Source organism: Natronococcus sp. (assembly GCF_047921035.1).
GTDB lineage: Archaea > Halobacteriota > Halobacteria > Halobacteriales > Natrialbaceae > Natronococcus.
Map to the genome: position 1 here is coordinate 1 of NZ_JBLRWX010000076.1, position 18,168 is coordinate 18,168.

Consider the following 18,168-nt stretch of genomic DNA (forward strand, 5'->3'; position numbering starts at 1 on the left):
TATGACCGATACACCGACGGTGGCGGCGGTCGCCGACGCCCGCGCCGACCTGTACGGGCTGCTCGCGGCGGCGCTCGATGGCGAGACCGACGTCCTCGCGGCAGCGATGCGCGACGGCTCGCTCGTCGACGTCGCGGCGACGTTCCCGGTCGAGATCGACGCGAGCGCGCTCGCCGATTCGAATGTCGACGAGGAGGCGCTGTCGATCGCCTTCGACAACCTGTTCGTCGTCCCGGGCCCGACGTACGTGCCGCCGATGGCCTCCGCCCACCGCGACGATCCCTCGGAGTCGTTCGAATCCGACTCGCCGTTCCACGACGAGGGGGGCGCGGGCGAACTCCTCGGCGATGCCGCGTCGACGATGTCGTCGCTGTACGAACGGGCGGGCTTCAGCCCGACTCGCGGCGACTTCCCGGACCACGTCGCCGCCCAGCTCGAGTTCCTCGGGGCGGCTGCGAGCGCGGAGGCCGAGGCACTCGGGGACGGCGACGACGAACGCCTCGAGCGGCTTCGGACGCTCCAGCGCGAGACGGTCGCCCAGCTCGGCTGGCTCGATACGTTCCACGAGGACGTCGCAGCCGTCGACGGCCGTGACGGCGTCTACACGGCGCTCGTCGCGTTCACCCGGACCGTGACGGCCTGGCACGCTCGCGATCTCGACGACGCGGATCGCTAAGCGCGGCTCGCGATGGCTCTGGGTTCGCCCTCGCGCACGGTCGGTCTCGTACGGCCTCGAGAAGGGAACGAAAGTCGTTCGGATCCGTCAGACCGCCTCGACGGCGACCTCGAGCGGCGTCTCGTTTTCCACGTTGTCGGTGACCGGACAGCGGTCCTCGACGGCCTCGAGCCACGACTCGAGCGTCTCGTCGTCCGCGTCCGTCTCCACCGAAATCGTCACCTCGAGATCCTGCAGTCCGGAGCGAGCGTCGGCGGGCTCGCCGCGGTAGCTGGCGTAGTCGACGTCGCCCTCGACCCGTAGGTCCAGCCCCTCGATGGACAGCTCCATATCGCGGGCGACCATCGTCGCCGTCGAGTTCAGACAGCCCAGAACTGCGCCCAGGAAGTACTCGACGGGGTTGACGTCCTTGCCGACGACGAACTCCGCGTCGCCGGTGTCGATTCGCGTCCGTCTCGGGCTAAGTCGCTCGCCCGTCAGTTCGTACGTCGTCGGTTCGTTCGATCGTGTCATGAGTACGGCCCCTGCTACCAGGTCGTCCGTCCCACCGAATAAGTCTTGGTCGGATTCTACAATTCCAAGAATCGACCTCTCGGGACGTCACCGAGCGTTCGACGGGGACGGCGATACCCAAACGAGGACACCCGTTCGCGGTCGACGGTCGCTTTTCGACTGTACTGTCGGAAAGTGGATACTTCGATCTCGTTCGTTGCCGCGACCGGGTCTCGAAGGGAACGCGGCCACGCTTTTCGACGACGATGGTCCGAGTACTACGTTTCGGCCGGAGCTCGACGGGACGCGAAACGGTTCCTCGACTTTGTACAATATTCGCACAACCCTTATACCGGCGGGGCTCCTATCCCGATTCAGTAATGGCAAACTCGATGGCGGAACAACTCCAGCAGGACATGCAGTGTGAGGGCCTGCTCGAGTGTATCCACGGTCTCAAACAGCTCGACAAGGACTGCTTCCGGGCGCTCGTCGAGAGCGAGGAGCCGCTGACGATCGACGAGGTCGCCGAGCGGGTCGACCGCGAGCGCTCGACGGCGTACCGATCGATCCAGCGGCTGCTCCAGAGCGGGTTCATCCAGAAGGAACAGGTCAACTACGATCAGGGCGGCTACTACCACGTCTACTACCCCACCGACCCGACCCAGATCGCAAACGACATGCAGCGGATGTTAAACGACTGGTACGCGAAGATGGGGCAGCTCATCCAGGAGTTCGAGGACAAGTACGAGGGCGTCGAGGACGGGACGCCGGCCGTCGAGGACACGCGAGCCTGATCCTCACCGACCCGTATCGTACTTGTACGTCGCCGTCTCCGGATCAATACCGAAGTCTTCGGCGCTCTCGTCGTCTCCCTCTTCTTCGGGCTGTTCGGTCGCCCGCTTGAACGCCTCCCGGAGTCGTTCGGGCATCCGGAACCGGTCGACCTCGATCGCCAACGGCACCGCGTCGGGATCGATCCGCTTGCGCTTTTCCTCGCGGCGCTTCTCGAGCGGGTCGGGCAACTGTTCGGCGTCGATCCGGCGGAAGCCGAACCGGGCGAGATAGGCGCTCTCGCCGGTCAGCGCGTAGACCGTGTCGAACCCCTCGTCGCCGGCGTACTCGAGCAGCCGTTCGACGACGTGGGCGCCGACGCCCTGGTCGCGCCACCCCTCGAGGACCCCGATGCTGGTCAGCTCGCAGACCGCGTCCGGGCCGTCCTCCTCGGGGTCGGTTCTGTGGATCCGAATCCGCCCGAACCCCGCCTTCTGGCCGGAGACCTCGTCGACCGCGACGACGTAGTCGCGGGAGCGAAACGCCGTGTCGTCGAGTCCCATCGACTCGATGTGGTCGAGCAGCCAGACCTCCTCCCTGTTTTTGGCGTCTCGGACGTACATGATCGGACCTAGGCCATCTGCTACCAAAAGGGTTTGCGGGCCGCCGAAACCGGTCGCGAACCGACGCTCCGAGGACGCTCGAGCCGACCGTGTGCAGTACAATAGGTAACTCAGCTACCTCGCCTATTGGAGCTATGTGAGCTATCGTACCGAAGTCGGCAGGATTATGTGGGTCTCGTCATCTGTGTGCAGTATCCGCTGAGAGAGACGTTCACGGAAGAATAGGGAGCTATCGTTCAGTGGATGGGATACACTATGTCAGACGAGCCACGCGCGGTAAGCGTAGTCATCTTGAAAGGCGGTGTCGGAAAGTCGACGACCTCGATCAACCTCGCACGACAGCTCGCGGAACGCGGATCGACGCTGTTCGTCGATCTGGACCCGAACGGCCACGCGACCAACGGTCTCGGGTTCGAGGAGGCCTACCACGACGAGACGGATCTCGGAAACGTCATCCTCGAGGGCGACGCCACGCCGGGAGATATCATCCGCGAGACGGCGTACGGGTTCGACCTGCTGCCGTCCTCGGACTCCCTCGAGGACGTCGAGACCGAGCTGGCGGGCGCGATGCAGGGTTCGGCCCGCGTCAAGTCGAAGATCGTCGACCCCTTGCTGGGCGAGGTCTACGACTACGTCGTCTTCGACTGTCCGGCCTACCCCGGGATGTTGAACAACAACGCCCTGGTCGCGACGGGTAACGTCGTGATCCCGATCGAACCGGGCTCGAGCGCCATCGGCGGCTACAAGCGGACGATGGAGCGGCTGATCGAGCCCGCCCGCGAGTACATCGACGTCGAGGTCCTCGCGATCGTTCCCAACAAACTCGAGGACCGAATCGACCAGCGCACCGAGGCCCGGGAACTCCTCGAGAGCCTGAACACGGCCGAACACGAGGTCAACCCCGGCCAGCCCCTCCCCGAGGTCGTCCCCGAGTTCGCCCGGATCACCGCCGACGAGTTCGAACGGATCGACGCCGGCGAACTCGAGCCCCCGAAGCCGGGCATTCGCCACCGGGCGGCGCTGTCCCGATCGCTGAGCCACGAACAGCCCCTCCAGGACTACGCGCCCGACTCCGACCAGATCGCCGCCTACGAGGAACTCGCCGAGATCGTCGCGAACGGAGGTGTCGACCGATGAGCAACCCGTTCGACGACCTCGAGGGCGAGGCCGCCGAGTCGCCGAACACCGGGGACGACGAGGGGACGACCGAGGCCGCGTCCGCCGACGAATCGCTCGAGTCCGCGGCGGAAGAAGACGCGAACGCGGTCGAGTCGATGCCAGCTTCGCCCGCCGAGAGCGGTCCCGCCTTCGAGTACGACGCGGTCCGCCAGCGGCCGCTGTACGCCCGCGGCGAGACCTGGGACGCCTTCGAGAAGAAGCTGCGGACGACGATCACGCCAACGCTGGCCCGCGAGGACGTTGTCGACGAGGAGACCCGCGAGATCCACGACGCGGTGCTCAGGCTGGCGACCGAGGAGCCCGAACGGATCGCCGAGCTGGTGCTCGAGGCTCGTCGCGAGGAATAGCGAGAGTCGGAACGACTGCCTCTTCGAACGGTTCGATTTCGAGCCCGAGTCACTCGATCCCAGCAACGTTCGACCCGTAACGGCACGATCCTGCAGAATGAACATCAGTACCGATGCATATCCGGTCGTTCGATATCGAGTCCACAGTGGGAACGAGCAGGGAACCACGAGGAGGTAGTTACATTTGGGCTGCCGATATGCAACGATAGGACTCTCTATAGTGTAGTGTTTGTATTTAAGTCGCTAAATTCATCTACCCGGAAGGAGTAGGCCGAGTACGTGCATGAGAGGTGCCGATATCGAAGATACCGCCCCCGGTGAACTCGTCTCCTACGGGAGGAAGTCGTACTACAGACCGGAGCCGTTACCGCCCTCGCGCGAGCTCGCGTTGGGCGCGGGCTTCTACGAGCTACTCGCCGACGCCACGTTCTGGCTCGGTAAGCTCAGTGGTATCAGCCTCGAGCTCGACTTTCCGCCCGTCCTCTACACCTCGCTTCTTCGAAAGGAAGCGATGGAATCGGCCGAAATCGAAGGTGCCGACGTCGACTACAACGCCCTCTACAGCCTCGAAACGCGGGGTCTCGACGAGGCGGGAGACGGTCGGTCCGGCGAACCTGCTACGAACGAGGCGGATACGAAGGATACGCGGGAGGTTCTCAACTACGAACGGGCCGTCGAAGACGGGATCGACGCGCTCGATGGCGGCGGAGAGATCTCCGTCGCGCTCCTTCACGACCTCCACGAGACGCTACTCACGGGCGTTCCGGACGACCGCGTCGATACCGAGACGATCGGGGCGTACAAGACGGCCCCGAACCACCTGGGGGACTTCTTGCCCCCGGTCCCGGGCGAAGTCGACGGGCTAATGGACGCGCTGATGACGTACTATCGGACCGGGGGAAGCTATCATCCACTCGTCGACGTCGCCCTCTTTCACTACCAGTTCGAAACGATCCACCCGTACGGCGACGGGAACGGACGGCTCGGTCGCCTCCTCATTACGCTCCAATTGTACGATGCCGAGTTTCTCGAACGGCCGAACCTCTATCTTAGCGAGTACTTCAACCGAAACAAGGCAACCTACGTAGAACGGATGGAGCGGGTTCGGACCCACGGCGACTGGGGGGAGTGGGTCTCGTTTTTCGTCGCCGGAGTCGCACAGCAAGCCGAGGAGTCCGTCGACCGCACGCTGGCGCTAGATGCGTTGCGACGCCGCTACGAGGACGAGTACGGCGGCTCCCGGTACGCGAAAAACCGCTTGGCGTGCTCGCTCTTCGAACACCCCTACGTGACGACCGAAACGGTCGCGGATACGCTCGACGTCGAGCGATCGACGGCCTACCGCGCGATCGGCGCCCTCGAAGACGACGGTGTCCTGGAGGAAGTAACGGGAAAACAACGCAACAAAGAGTACCGAGCGAGGGAGATATTCGAAATTCTCGAGCGACCGCCCCAGACGTACTAAGCCGGTTCCTTTCGAATCGCTTTACCGGGATCTGACAGCGATCCGGAACGCGTTACTCGCCCTCGAGCCCGGGCGCCGGCTTCGAGCGAGCACCGCGCTCCCCGTCTGACTCGTCGGTGTAGATCCCGTGTTCTCGCGGATAGTCGGCGTGGAGCGCGTCGCTGTAGACGTGGACCATCTCGGTGTCGGGACCCTCGTCCATCGACTGGCTGGTCGGGGGCGTCGTCTCGCCCGGTTCGGGTCGACCTTCGGGTTTCGGAATCTCGATGCGCTCGCGGAGCGCCGCTTCGACGTCCATCGCCAGCGTCGTCCCGAGCCGCAGGCTCTCGAGCAGTCGCCGCGAGGTATCCTCGGTGAGGTACTCGCAGGCCGCCCGGTCCTCGCCCGCCTCGAACAGTTTTCGAGCCTTCGCCTCGACGGCGTCGCGCTCCTCGAGTACCTCCCGCTCGAAGCCCTCGATGGCGCCCACCACGTCGGCGTAGAACGCCTCGGGGTCGGCCGAGGTGAAGTACAGCAGGCGCTTGAACTCCCGGGTCGCGTACCGGGTGGCCTCCTGGAGCTTCCACTCGTCGTCGAGGAAGTTCGCGGCCGAGTTCGCGGTGAGGTACCGGTGCTGGCGAAACTCCGGGGGGACCTCCTCGACGCCGACGGGAATCGGAACGTACGGGGTCGTCGCGGCGCTCGTGACGGCGGTCCACAGCGTCTGGAGCTCCTCGCGGGTATCGGGCCGCAGATGGGCGACCTGGCCGTAGCCCGCGTGGTCGGTCGACCAGCGGGGATCCCGCACCAGCGCGAGCATGTCCTCGAGGCTGACCGGTGCCAGCTCCCGGAGCTCCGCCTCTCGAGCGGGGGGATACCGCGCGTCCTGGTAGAACTCGGGAGCCGTGTACTCCTCGGCTTCGGCGGGGAACTCCCCGATTCCGTAGACCTCGAACAGATCGAGGGTGTCTCCCTCGCCGTCCCACCAGCCCCGCTCTTCCGCGAAGTCGACCAGCCGATCCGAGCCGATAAAGTCCGGATCGTCCTCGTGGTCGACGGGGAACTCGCGGATGTACCCGAAGTACGACACCCGCACCTCGTCGGCGCCGAGCCGTTCGGCCGCCCACAGGTCGCCGTCGGGGTGGGCGAAGTTGATGAACACCCACCCCTCCTCCTCGTCGGCGAACAGGTGGGAGTTGCCGCCGTAGGTCGAGTAGCCGTGCTCGTCCATCAGCCCGCCGACGACCTCGACGGCCTCGCGGGCGCTCGAGGCCCGCTCCATCGCCGCCTTCGCGAGGTCGGAGTACTGCGGGCCCGTCTGGGGGGCTTGCTCCTCGGCCAGTTCGACCAGCTCCGGCCGCGAGGGCGACCAGATGTCGCGGGCGGCGACGCCGTGTTCGTTGAGCCCGCCGTTGGTCAGCGGCGGCGGGAACCCCGCCCACTCCGAGTACATCGAGGCAACGTACTTGTTCGTCTCCGAGGCCTGCGGGATCTCGGTCAGCTCGCCGGGGATGTCGGCGTCCTCGGTGACGCCGACGGTCACGGTCGCGTCCTCGCCGTGGTCCTGGCGGGGGACGATCTCGAGCCAGTGGCTCGAGGGCTCGTGGCCGAACCCGCCCAGCAGGGTCGACCCGTCCTCGGTGAGATCGCTGCCGACGTAGAACCCGATGCTCTTCCCGTCGAGCGAGCGGGGATCGCTCGGGTCCTCGAGGCCGGCGTCCCTGTCGAACCCGCGGTCGCCCCGCCCGGCGCCGGCGAACAGCGCCGCGCTCACGCCCAGTGCTCCGAAGCCGCGTCTCGAAAGTCGTTTCTTAGCCACGTACTGTCACTCCGTCGAGTACGTTCGACGAACCCCTCGATAATAGTTAGCAATGATAAGGAAAGGAGAACGTACTGGCCCGAACCGACGGACGACTCCCCGGGACAGCCGGTGAACGGGTGCGGATCCGTCGCGGTCGTTCCGGCTTCCGACTCGAGTCGCGGAATCGACCCCGAGAGCAAAACCGTAAAATATCACACACTAATAGGTCGGAGATCAGATACTCGACTGATCGCTCCCCGAGGCAAATATTTCGGTTTCCGAGGAATCATTACGATCGTTCATTTCAATTTAACGATAACCCTTATGCGCGACGACCCGCTCGCCTGAGACAGGATGGCACGAGAAAGCTGGGCGAGCCGGGCCGGGTTCATCCTGGCCGCGGTCGGGAGCGCGATCGGACTGGGGAACATCTGGCGGTTTCCGTGGATGACCGCCGAGAACGGCGGGAGCGCATTTCTGCTGTTGTACCTGCTTATCGTCCTTTTCGTCGGCGTTCCTGGACTCCTGGCCGCGTTCGTTATTGGTCGCCGCTCGAATCGAAACCCGGTCGGGGCGTTCAGATCGCTCGCTGGATCGCGGGCCTGGACGGCGCTCGGCGTGCTCTGTGTCGTCACCGCGGTCCTGCTGATGTCGTTCTACAGCGTCGTCGGCGGGTGGATCCTCCGGTACTTCCTCGAGAGCGCGACGGGGGCCTACTTCGCCGACCCCGAGACTCACTTCGAGACGATCAGCTACGGCGCCGAGGCGTTCGCCTACCAGCTCGCCGTCCTCGCGGCTACCGCCGTGATCGTCACCGCGGGGATCAGACGCGGTATCGAGGCGACGACGAAGCTGATGATGCCCGGGGTCGTCGTCCTGCTGGCCGCCCTGGCCGTCTGGGCGGCCCGCCAGCCCGGCGCCGCGGCGGGGTACGAGTTCTACCTCGGGTTCGACGGCGCCTACCTCGCGGAGAACTTCATGTCGGTGCTCGGCTCGGCCGCCGGGCAGGCGCTGTTTACCCTCTCGATCGGCGGCGGGACGATGATCACCTACGCCTCGTACGTCGACGACGAGCGGTCGCTGCCGCTGGACGCCTCGGTCATCGCCGTTCTCAACCTCGGTATCGGCGTCCTGGCTGGACTCGTACTGTTTCCGCTGCTGTTTTCCTTCGCGGCCGGCCCGACCGAGGGCGGTCCCGGTGCCCTGTTCGTCGGTATCGCCGGCGCGTTCGCGAGCCTGCCCGCCGGCCGCCTGCTCGGGGCGACGTTCTTCCTCGTCGTGTTGCTCGCGGCGCTGACCAGCCTGATCAGCATGCTCGAGATCCCGGTTTCGTTCCTGGTCGACGAGTTCGACCTCGAGCGGAAGACCGCGACCCGCGGCCTGTTCGGGCTGGTCGTCCTCACGGGCGGGCTGAACGCGTTCAGTCCCGCGGTGTTTACGCTGTTCGCCGACCACCTCGTCGACCTGCTGCTCGTGCTCGGACTGACCGGGTTCATGCTCTACACCGCCTGGGTGCTCGGGCCGGACGCCGTCGACGAGTACCTCGCCGGAGCGGGTCCGATCTCGCGCCCGCTGGTCGTCCCCTGGCGGTACGCGATCGGGACCGTCTTCCCGGCGTTTCTGCTGTTTACGTTCTACGCCGACGCCGCGGCGCTGGTCGGGCTCGCCCTCGAGACCGAACACCTGCTGCTCGGGACGCTGTTGACGCTGGGGCCGTTCGTCCTCTACCTCCATCGGTCGGCTCGCGGCGAGCCGAGCGGGACGACCGAACCCGCGGACTAACGCGGGCTACTCGGCCGTCTCCGGGATCGGAACCGTTTGCTCCGATTCGACGACGTGGCGGTCGGGGAGATCCGGTTCGGGCTCCCGACCGACGGTGAAAAAGCGCTCGGTGCGGGTCAGCTCCTCGGAGGCGGGGCTCGGTTTCGCCATTCGCTCGTACTCGACGACGACGCCCTCGGGCTCCTCGGCGATGCGCACCGCCGGCAGCTGGTAGGAGGGGTAAAACACCGGCGGGAGGAGCCCGATGATTCCGTCCCGGCGGTGGAGTCGCTTGAGCCAGGTTCCGGTGTTGACCAGCAGCCCGCCATCGACCTCGCGGACGCCCGGACGGTGGGTGTGGCCGTAGCAGAAGATCGTCGTCGCCGGCTGCTCGGAGAAAATCTCCCGGGCGGCGTTCTCGTAGGGCAGCTGGGGATCGACGGTGAGATCGGTCTCGAAGACGCCGAACCGATCGATGGTCTTTCTGAGATCCCGCCGGATGAAGTACAGCGGAATCCCGACGAGCGTCAGCAGCCCGCCGACGGTGACGTTCAAGGCGAGGAAGAACCAGGCCGCCGTCCCGGCCGCGCCGAACTGCCCGAGGAAGGCCTCGGTTCGATCGACGGGCATCGACCAGATCCCCGCGAGATCCAGCCCCGCGAACAGCGCGAGGAGAATGCTGATGTTGAACAGCAACAGGAACGGGAACATCGAGTAGCGCAACAGCGGGTTCATCTCCCGGTAGAAGTACTTCGAGATGAGCCAGACCGGCATCCGTTCGGTCGGCGTCACGGCCTGGACGTCCTTCATCCAGTTGTACCGCCCGCGGTCGGAGAGCTGGCCCGCCCGGCTCGTGACGAGGGTATTGTAGTAGTAGCCGAGCGGCGTCGCGTGGGGGTTCCCCCAGTCCTCGATTCGGTTGTTGGCGTCGTGCTGGTGGCCGTGCTCGAAGTGGATCGCCTGGTCGCCGATCTCCCGGCTGAGCCACTTATCCTGGACCAGCTCGACGTTGTACTCGGCGAAGCGCTCGACGTACTGGTCGTAGGCCGCCAGCTCGTGGTCGTGGTTACCCGGCAACAGCGTGATCGGCACGTTCTCGCCGGTCGCCCGCAGCTGTTCGAACAGCCGCGGGTAGGTGCGCTCTAACACCTCGAACTTCTCGATCCCCTCGACGGTCGTAAACTCCCAGAGCCCGAACGCGTCGCCGTTGATGATCAGCTCGGCGTTCTCGTCGGTCCCCTCGAGCCGTTCGAGGAACTCGAGCAGCTCGTCGAGAAACTCGACCTCCTCGAGTTGCTCGTCGCCGCCGATGTGGAGGTCGCTGATCACGTAGTAGACCCGATCATCGGTCTCGGTGGCCATCATTTCCACACCTCGTCGCCGTGCCAAAAGTTTTGTCGTCTGTCGCCCCTCCCGCGACACCTTTCGATTCCCCTCGAGCGAGCGGTGTAACGACCGCGAAGCCGGCTACGTCTGCGTTCGCCGGCGCTCGTCGGTTCGTTCCGTTTCGGACGCTGAAGATCCGGCCCTGTGATGGCCTGTCGAGTTTGTACAGGGCCACCACGACGCCGCTGTACCTGAACGACGTGAAATACCACTCCAGCGCCTCTCCTCGAGAAATTCCTGTAGAGGAAGATGCGTTGTTGTGGAACATCGGGAGAGGGGAAGAGAGTACTCCGTCACAACGAACCGGACGGCTCGCTGTCGTACCAGGTACCGCGCTAACGGACCAGAGACGAGGAGACATCTTTAGCTACTCCAATTGGAAAAATTGTTTATATTTAAGTATTAATTCTAAGACTAGACTAGAATTAATATACAGTAGGTGGGGGAAAGTGATACGATGCCAGTCGATACTGAATCGGACTGCTGGGACAAAAGCAAGCGAATCGACTGTATAGAGGTAGAGATCGAGAGGTTCCTCCAAGAGAATGCAGCGAAGGCCTATAGACCAGCAGAAGTTATGGACTATCTCACAGATGAAAAAACCGGAGGTGTTTCCGCAAACGTTGCTCGTCGAAGAGGATTCTGTCAGAGCATCTCGGATCGCACTGGTTACCTGTAATTGAGGGCGCTAATGCCCCTTCCTCAGCGAGCGAAGCGAGCAGGGAGGGGATACAGCGCCCGCATGATATTCTTTCATTTATCCGATATCTTTACTACCCCGGCGGTCGAAGAGGGTAGTACGATGCTCACCACGCTCTCGTCGTTGTTCAAACGCGACAACAAGCGTGCAACGGCGGTTGTGGTCGAGTGTCCATCTGGTAGGAGTGGGACACTCCGAACCGCCTGTAAAGGGAAGTCGCCTGTGGAGTCTGGAACCGCTGTGGGATCTGTTCCTGCAAGTTCCGACACAGAAACAGGAAGCCCCATCCTCAACAAGCGAGGGCTGGGTAAGCCCGAGCGCGGTAGGGTGGGGTAGTTCACGTCACGACTGGAAAAATTAGTCTGGCACGAGCGTGCCGAGGCTCACGCTTTCGACGGCAATTTATACTACACCGGCCGCGAAGGTGGACAGTTCCCGGTAGCCGACGTGGAGCGGACCATCCCTAACCAATTCATCAATCTCGAGCAGAAGAGAGAAGAGATCGATTCTGAATTGAGTACCGTCCAGATGACACTTCAAGACCTCGAAGAGCAACTCTCCGAGGACTTCGATTTGCAGTAGACCCGAGGCGTCGTGAGGGTTGAGTACCACCGCTCACAGCAGCGGCTTCCCCTCTCTATCCGGAGGGCGGCCCGAGGTGGACTCCACTCCACCTGCGTCCCCTGAGAAAACCGAGATAGCAAGCCCAACATCTACCCGATAACGCGGGATACTACGGATATGGTCAGAATCTCGACGATCGTCATCGTGCTCGCGATCGTACTCGGCATCGGCCTCCTGCCGATCCCCGTCATCCCCGGTGTGGGGATCCTCGTCGGCCTCACGGGGATCGTGCTGGGAATCATCCTGCGGTTGCTCGGCTACTAGCGCGAAACGCCGATCCGTTCCCGCGACCCCGACTTTTCGGTACAGACCGGTTCGAAGCAGCCGTCGGCTCGAGCGTTCGGTACTGCCCTCGGAGGTACCGAACGATCGGGCGACTCAGACGGTCTGCTGTACCGATGTAGCGGAGCGACCGCGAGCAGTCCTGCGGTCGCTCCGGAACTGACGTCCGGTAGTCCGTCTCAGTGCTCGACGAACTCGAGCAGGATTCCGCCCGTATCCTTCGGGTGCAAGAACGCGACCGAGTGGCCCCACGCGCCGGGACGGGGCTGCTCGTCGACGAGGGCGACGTCGTGCTCGCGGGCGCGCTCGAGGGCGGCCTCGATATCGTCGGTCGCGAGCGCGAGGTGGTGGATCCCCGGTCCGTTCGACTCGAGGTAGTCGGCGATCGTGCCGTCCGCGACGGGCTCGAGCAACTCGAGGTAGCCGTTCCCGCAGTCGAGGAAGACGACGTCCATTCCGTCGAACGTCTCCTCGTGGACGGTCTCGAGGCCGAACAGTTCGCCGTACAGCGCCGCCAGCTCGGCGGCGTCGTCGGTCGCGATCCCCGCGTGGTCGATGTGCATCGGGAGGCGGGTTCGAGCCCGCGGGGCCTGAGTGTTGTCCTTCCGGCGACGATCTCGTACGGATTGCCGTACCGACGTACCGGCGTAACCGCAGCCCGGGTCGCGGTTGCGACGGGACTGACGTACAGGAAACCGTATCAGTCGTCGACGGCCGGAAGCGTAACCAAGAACGTCGACCCCTCCCCGGGTTCGGAGTCGACCCGGATCTCGCCACCGTGGCGTTCGACGATCCGTTCACAGAGCGCGAGCCCGATCCCGGTGCCGTCGTGGTCGCCGCGGCCGTGCAGGCGCTGGAACATCTCGAAGATCTGCTCGCGCTCGTCGGCCGGGATTCCGATCCCCTCGTCGCGCACCGAGATTACCCACTCCGGGCCGCGTCGCTCGGCAAAGACGTGGATTCGGGGCGTACCGTCGCTGTACTCGATCGCGTTGTCCAGCAGGTTCTGGAACACCTGTCGCAGCTGGCTCTCGTCGCCCTCGACCGTCGGCAGGGGATCGGCAGTGATATCGGCGCCCGTCTCCGCGATTCGCACCTCGAGATCCGAGCGGGCGTCCTCGAGGACGGCCTCGAGGTCCACCGGCTCCAGCGGACCGCCCCGCGTCTTGATCCGCGCGTAGGCGAGCAGGCCGTCGATCATCTCGTGCATCCGTTCGGCTCCCTCGAGCGCGAACGCCAGAAACTCCCGGCCGTCCTCGTCGAGCTCGTCGGCGTACCGTCGCTCGATGAGCTGCAGGTAGCTCGAGACCATCCGCAATGGCTCCTGGAGGTCGTGGGAGGCCGCGTACGCGAACTGCTCCAGGCGTCGGGTTTCCGCCCGAAGCTCGTCGATGTACTCCCGGCGCTCGAAGTGGAACTTCGCAAGCGTCGCGAGCGTGTCGATCAGTTCCCGCTCCTCGTCGATGAACGCGTCCGACTCGCCGTCGGGCAGGGGCTCCGTGAGCCCGACGTCGATCGTGATCGGCGTCCCGTTGGCCGTGTTCGTGCGGGCGGTAATCGTGCGCTCGAACGACTCGCAGGTCCCGGTGGTCGCCTCCCGATCCCCGAACGAGACGCGTGTGGCGGTTCGGTCGGGGTGGCGAAACGACCGCGGCAGCTCCGCGACGAACTCCTCGAGCAGCTCCTCGACCGGTCGGTCGCCGGTCTCGAGCAGATTCGTGGCGAGCTTGACCGCCGTCAGCTCCTTCTCGCGCTCCTCGAGTTCCCGCTTTCGTCGCTCCGCCAGCTCCTTGAGGTCGGTAATGTCGGTTGCGGTGACGACGACCTGCTCGGGCGGTCCCTCGTCGGCGCCGATCGGCGTGGCGTTTATCGAGAGCCACGTCCGTCCGCCGTCGCCCCGGTCCAGACGGATCTCCCGATCGGACACGGGGTCGCCCGTCTCGAAGACGCGGTTCGCGGGTCGTTCCTCGACGGGCAGCAACCGACCGTCCCGGTCGTACATGTCCCGTTGACCCGCGGTGTACTCCCCGCTTTCCGCCGGCGGTACGTCGAGCAGGGTCGCCATCCGTTCGTTCGCCCGGCTGGTCGATCCGTCGGGGTTGACGACCGCGATGCCGACCGGGCTCGTCTCGAGGATCTGCTCGACCAGGTCCCGCTCGCGCTGGAGCTGCTGCTCTCGCTCCCGGCGCTCGGTCATGTCGCGGGTGATCTTTGCGTACCCCCGAAGCTTGCCGTCCTCCCTGATCGCCGTGATCGTCACGTTCGCCCAGAACCGCGAGCCGTCCGCGCGGACGCGCCAGCCCTCGTCCTCGACGGCACCTTCCGCGGTGGCGCGTTCCAGGTTCCGTTCCGGCACGCCGGCTGCCCGATCGGATTCGGTGTAGAACGTCGAGAAGTGCTCGCCGCGGATCTCCGACGCGTCGTACCCCTTGATCCGTTCCGCCCCCTCGTTCCAGCTCTGCACCCGTCCCTCGGGATCGAGCATGAAGATGGCGTACTCGTCGACCGCGTTGACCAGCGACTCGAACCGCCGTTCGCTCTCGCGGCGCGCCTGTTGGGACTCCTTTCGGTCGGTGACGTCGTAGTACAGCTCGACGCGGCCGCCCGCGTACCGGCCGGACTCGATCGGCTTGCTCCGGTGCTCGAGCCAGCGCTCCTCGCGGTCGGGTCCGGACGTCACCAGACACTCGAACCGTTCGACGGAGGTGTTGTCGTCGTAGGTCGCCAGGACGGTCTCCGCGAACGTCTCGGGATCGTCGAGCCGGTCGCGGATCGTCTCCTCGATGACCGCTCGTTTGTTCCGTCCGATGACGTCGTTTCGATCGATTCCGAAGTACGTTTTTACCGTCTCGTCGGCCCAGACGACGTCGAACGTCTCGTCGAGGACAAACACGCCGACGTCGGCCTCGTCGATGACCGACGAGATCGACTCGTAGGTCTCCCAGATTGAGTCCAGGCGGTCCCGTTCGGGAGCCTCGTCGACGTCCCGGACGACGGCGACGACGCCGTCGTACTCGCCGTCGGTCCCGAGGACGCTGAACCGAACCTCGCAGGGGATGCGGTCGCCGTCGGCCGTCTCGAGCGCGAGGTCGAACGTCGTGTCGGGATCGTCGCCGCTCTCGAGGCGACCGCGAAGCTCCCTCTCGAGGCGGTCGACGTCGTCGTCGTCGACGAGCACCGAGAAGTGCTCGCCGAGCAGCGCCTTCCGGGCGTACCCGGTCTGCTCGAGGACGGCGTCGTTGGCGGTGACGATTCGGCCGTCGGTATCGAGTCGGTAGATCCCGTCGTCGACCGCGTTCGCCAGCGTCCGATACTGCTCGAGCGATCGCCTCTCGGCAGCGTCGTCCCGAACCCCGTCGTCGGGTGCCCCCACACCGTCGCTCATACACGTTCACTAAGGAGTGAACGGCATAAGTTCTTGCACCGCCGTCAGTCGAAGCCGAGCGCGGATGCGATCCTCGCGGTGAGACGCGGATCCGTCAGTTCGAACACCGCTTGCATCTCGTCGGCCGAAAGCTCGAAGTCGAAGACCTCGGCGTTCGCCTCGAGGTGGTCGCGGCTCGCGGCCTTCGGGATCGCCGCCACGGCGGGCTGTTGGAGCAGCCACCGGAGCGCGACCTGGGCCGCCGACTTGTCGTAGCGCTCGCCGATCTCTTCGAGGCGGTCGTCGCCGACGACGGCGCCCTCCGCCAGCGGGCTGTAGGCGGTCAGACAGACATCGTTGTCGACGCAGTACGAGAGCAACTCGTCCTGGCGGTGGTAGGGGTGGTACTTCACCTGGTTGGCGACGATCGGCGTCGCCGACAGCTCTCGGGCGCGCTCGAGCTGGGCGACCGAGAAGTTGCTGACGCCGATGTAATCGACCCGCCCCTCCTCCTGAAGGTCGTTCATCGCGTCCAGCGTCTCCTCGAGTGGCGCGTAGTCGCGGGGCGCGTGGATCAGGAGCAGGTCGATCGTCTCCACGCCCAGTCGCTCGCAGCTCCGGCGGGTCGACTCGATGACGTCCTCGCGGGCGAGGTTGTCCGTGTCGACCTTGGTCACGAGGAAGACGTCCTCCCGGGGGACCGGACGCTCGGCGAGCGCGTCGCCGACCGCGTCCTCGTTGTCGTACAGCTGGGCGGTGTCGACGTGTCTGTAGCCGGCCTCGAGGGCGACCGCGACCGCCCGTCGACACTCGTCGCCGGTCATCCGGGCGGTACCGAATCCGAGCGCCGGAATCGCCGCGTTCCCGGCGTCGATAGTGTGGCTGTCGGTCACGTCGGTTCGTTCGACGCCGACGGGCTTCAGTCCTCCCCGCAGAGGCGGGGTCGGTCCGGAGTCGTCTCGCCGGCCGTGTCGGACTCGATGTACGAGATTAGCTTTCGAGCCTAGTCGCCTAGTTTCGAGCCTAGTCGTCATCCTTTAGGAATATATAGTTGGCTAGCTTCAATCCTCGAAAGGATTTTATGGACGGTCGTAAAGGAACGTGTTATGGTTGGAACCGAGGTACCGTGCGTCCCCAAGGTCTGTGCGTACATCACCCGCAACGATCGCGAACTGCTCACGTTCGAGGCGACCGGCCACGACGGCCTCCAGGTCCCGAAAGGGACGATCGAGCCCGGCGAGTCACCCCTCGAGGCGCTGTGTCGGGAGGTCAGAGAGGAGAGCGGGCTCACCGAGTTTGAGTCGGTCGGACACCTGGCCGAGGACGTCTGGGTGCGCCGGCTCTCGCCGCCGAAGCTCTACCGTCGCCACTTCTTTCACGTCTCCGTCGAGGAGGACCGCGACGCCTGGACCCACGTCGTCACCGGCGACGGCGAGGAGCGCGGGACGGAGTTCGAGTACGCCTGGCGGGAGCTCCCGCCGGCCCGCGACTTTGCCCTCTCGCTCGACGACTACCTCGATCGGCTCGAGCCGGTCCCGCCCCGACCGCAGGCGTCCGAGTCGCGCTAGACCGCGCTGCCGGGCTGGTACTCGCCGAACTCGTCGCGCAGGACGTTACAGATCTCGCCGACCGTCGCGTACGCTTTCACGGCGTCGACGATGTACGGCATGACGTTCTGTCCCCCGCGTGCGGCGTCCCGTAGCGCCTCGAGCGCGGCGTCGACGGCCTCGCCGTCTCGGTCCTCGCGGACGGACTCGAGCCGGTCGACCTGCCGACGCTCGTCCTCCTCGGTGACCTCCTCGACGTCCATCTCGGGGTCCTCGTCGACCTCGAACTCGTTGACGCCGACGATGACGCGCTCTTTCTCCTCGATCTCCCGCTGGCGGTCGAAGGCCGTGTCCTGGATCTGGCGCTGGACCCACTGCTGTTCGACGGCCTCGAGCATCCCGCCGCGCTCGTCGACCTCCTCGAGGATCTCGTAGGCGTCCGCTTCGACGTCGTCGGTCAGTGACTCGACGTAGTAGCTCCCCGCCAGCGGGTCGATCGTGTCGGCAGCGCCGGACTCGTGGGCGAGGATCTGCTGGGTCCGCAGGGCGGTCCGCACCGACTCCTCGGTCGGCAGGGCCAGCGCCTCGTCTTTCCCGTTGGTGTGTAGCGACTGGGTGCCTCCGAGGACGGCCGCCAGCGCCTGGTAGGCCACTCGGACGACGTTGTTCTCGATCTGCTGGGCGGTCAGCATCGAGCCCGCGGTCTGGGTGTGGAACTTCAGCTGCTTCGATTTCGGGTTGTCGGCGTCGAAGCGCTCCTCCATGATGTCGTGCCACATCCGTCGCGCAGCGCGGAACTTCGCGACCTCCTCGAAGATGTTGTTGTGCCCGTTGAAGAAAAAGGAAAGGCGCGGGGCGAAGTCGTCGACGTCCAGTCCGGCTTCGATGGCGGCCTCGACGTACTGGATGCCGTTGCCGAGGGTGAAGGCGAGCTCCTGGGCCGCCGTGGAGCCGGCCTCGCGGATGTGGTAGCCGGAGATCGAGATCGTGTTGAACTTCGGGGTCTCGGAGGCACAAAAGTCGAAGATGTCCGTGATGATCCGCATCGACGGCTCGGGCGGGTAGATGTAGGTGTTGCGCGCGATGTACTCCTTCAGGAGGTCGTTTTGAATCGTCCCTCGAAGCTCCGCGCGGTCGACGCCCTGCTGGTCGCCCACCGCGATGTACATCG

Annotated in this window: 17 protein-coding genes; 9 read left to right on the forward strand and 8 right to left on the reverse strand. The window is 65.2% G+C overall.

Annotated features, from left to right (window positions below; translation table 11 throughout):
- Position 1: 1 nt before the first annotated feature.
- Positions 2-676 carry a molecular chaperone TorD family protein gene (locus ACNA7R_RS14520; RefSeq protein WP_416284270.1) on the forward strand — a complete coding sequence of 225 codons (675 nt, stop codon included), beginning with the start codon at positions 2-4 and terminating at the stop codon, positions 674-676.
- An 87-nt stretch (positions 677-763) separates the two neighbouring features.
- On the opposite strand, the gene ACNA7R_RS14525 is transcribed toward ACNA7R_RS14520, so the two are convergent.
- Positions 764-1,189 carry an OsmC family protein gene (locus tag ACNA7R_RS14525; RefSeq protein ID WP_416284271.1) on the reverse strand — a complete coding sequence of 142 codons (426 nt, stop codon included), beginning with the start codon at positions 1,187-1,189 and terminating at the stop codon, positions 764-766.
- A 359-nt stretch (positions 1,190-1,548) separates the two neighbouring features.
- Between ACNA7R_RS14525 and ACNA7R_RS14530 the strand changes: the two genes are divergently transcribed.
- Positions 1,549-1,962 (forward strand): helix-turn-helix domain-containing protein, encoded by a 414-nt coding sequence (locus tag ACNA7R_RS14530; RefSeq protein ID WP_416284272.1) that lies wholly within the window; start codon positions 1,549-1,551, stop codon positions 1,960-1,962.
- A 3-nt stretch (positions 1,963-1,965) separates the two neighbouring features.
- On the opposite strand, the gene ACNA7R_RS14535 is transcribed toward ACNA7R_RS14530, so the two are convergent.
- A complete protein-coding gene (locus tag ACNA7R_RS14535) occupies positions 1,966-2,562 on the reverse strand; it encodes a GNAT family N-acetyltransferase (RefSeq protein ID WP_416284273.1) in 597 nt (198 codons plus the stop codon).
- Between the two features lie 255 nt (positions 2,563-2,817).
- On the opposite strand from ACNA7R_RS14535, the gene ACNA7R_RS14540 reads away from it, so the two are divergent.
- The 3 genes from ACNA7R_RS14540 (at position 2,818) to ACNA7R_RS14550 (ending at position 5,553) form a co-directional block, all read left to right on the forward strand.
- The gene (locus ACNA7R_RS14540) at positions 2,818-3,699 is read left to right on the forward strand and encodes a ParA family protein (protein ID WP_416284274.1); all 882 of its coding nucleotides are present in this window, start codon (positions 2,818-2,820) and stop codon (positions 3,697-3,699) included.
- Complete coding sequence (locus ACNA7R_RS14545) at positions 3,696-4,088, forward strand: hypothetical protein (RefSeq protein ID WP_416284275.1); 393 nt, start codon at positions 3,696-3,698, stop codon at positions 4,086-4,088. Before ACNA7R_RS14540 ends, ACNA7R_RS14545 begins: the two co-directional genes overlap by 4 nt.
- A gap of 283 nt (positions 4,089-4,371) precedes the next feature.
- A complete protein-coding gene (locus tag ACNA7R_RS14550) occupies positions 4,372-5,553 on the forward strand; it encodes a Fic family protein (RefSeq protein ID WP_416284276.1) in 1,182 nt (393 codons plus the stop codon).
- Between the two features lie 52 nt (positions 5,554-5,605).
- Here the strand turns inward: ACNA7R_RS14550 and ACNA7R_RS14555 are convergent, their stop codons facing one another.
- Positions 5,606-7,306 (reverse strand): C69 family dipeptidase, encoded by a 1,701-nt coding sequence (locus ACNA7R_RS14555; protein ID WP_416284277.1) that lies wholly within the window; start codon positions 7,304-7,306, stop codon positions 5,606-5,608.
- A 381-nt stretch (positions 7,307-7,687) separates the two neighbouring features.
- On the opposite strand from ACNA7R_RS14555, the gene ACNA7R_RS14560 reads away from it, so the two are divergent.
- Positions 7,688-9,115 carry a sodium-dependent transporter gene (locus ACNA7R_RS14560; RefSeq protein WP_416284278.1) on the forward strand — a complete coding sequence of 476 codons (1,428 nt, stop codon included), beginning with the start codon at positions 7,688-7,690 and terminating at the stop codon, positions 9,113-9,115.
- A gap of 6 nt (positions 9,116-9,121) precedes the next feature.
- Here ACNA7R_RS14560 and ACNA7R_RS14565 read toward each other — a convergent pair whose 3' ends face one another.
- Positions 9,122-10,456 (reverse strand): metallophosphoesterase, encoded by a 1,335-nt coding sequence (locus ACNA7R_RS14565; protein ID WP_416284279.1) that lies wholly within the window; start codon positions 10,454-10,456, stop codon positions 9,122-9,124.
- Positions 10,457-10,937: 481 nt separating this feature from the next.
- Here ACNA7R_RS14565 and ACNA7R_RS14570 point away from each other — a divergent pair, with 481 nt between their 5' ends.
- Entirely contained in the window at positions 10,938-11,159 is a 222-nt protein-coding gene (locus ACNA7R_RS14570; protein WP_416284280.1) for a hypothetical protein, read from the forward strand.
- A 762-nt stretch (positions 11,160-11,921) separates the two neighbouring features.
- Positions 11,922-12,068, forward strand: a complete 147-nt coding sequence (locus ACNA7R_RS14575) for a hypothetical protein (RefSeq protein WP_278293320.1) — start codon at positions 11,922-11,924, stop codon at positions 12,066-12,068.
- Between the two features lie 197 nt (positions 12,069-12,265).
- Here ACNA7R_RS14575 and mce read toward each other — a convergent pair whose 3' ends face one another.
- The 3 genes from mce to ACNA7R_RS14590 form a co-directional block, all read right to left on the reverse strand.
- Positions 12,266-12,649 (reverse strand): methylmalonyl-CoA epimerase, encoded by a 384-nt coding sequence (mce, locus tag ACNA7R_RS14580; protein WP_416284281.1) that lies wholly within the window; start codon positions 12,647-12,649, stop codon positions 12,266-12,268.
- A 137-nt stretch (positions 12,650-12,786) separates the two neighbouring features.
- On the reverse strand, positions 12,787-15,471 hold the full coding sequence (locus ACNA7R_RS14585; RefSeq protein WP_416284282.1) for a PAS domain S-box protein: 2,685 nt from the start codon (positions 15,469-15,471) through the stop codon (positions 12,787-12,789).
- A 44-nt stretch (positions 15,472-15,515) separates the two neighbouring features.
- Complete coding sequence (locus ACNA7R_RS14590; RefSeq protein WP_416284283.1) at positions 15,516-16,343, reverse strand: aldo/keto reductase; 828 nt, start codon at positions 16,341-16,343, stop codon at positions 15,516-15,518.
- Between the two features lie 213 nt (positions 16,344-16,556).
- On the opposite strand from ACNA7R_RS14590, the gene ACNA7R_RS14595 reads away from it, so the two are divergent.
- On the forward strand, positions 16,557-17,018 hold the full coding sequence (locus ACNA7R_RS14595; protein ID WP_416284284.1) for an NUDIX hydrolase: 462 nt from the start codon (positions 16,557-16,559) through the stop codon (positions 17,016-17,018).
- On the opposite strand, the gene ACNA7R_RS14600 is transcribed toward ACNA7R_RS14595, so the two are convergent.
- A partial coding sequence (locus ACNA7R_RS14600; protein ID WP_416284285.1) for an acyl-CoA mutase large subunit family protein occupies positions 17,015-18,168 on the reverse strand: 1,154 nt, incomplete at its 5' end. The genes ACNA7R_RS14595 and ACNA7R_RS14600 overlap by 4 nt on opposite strands.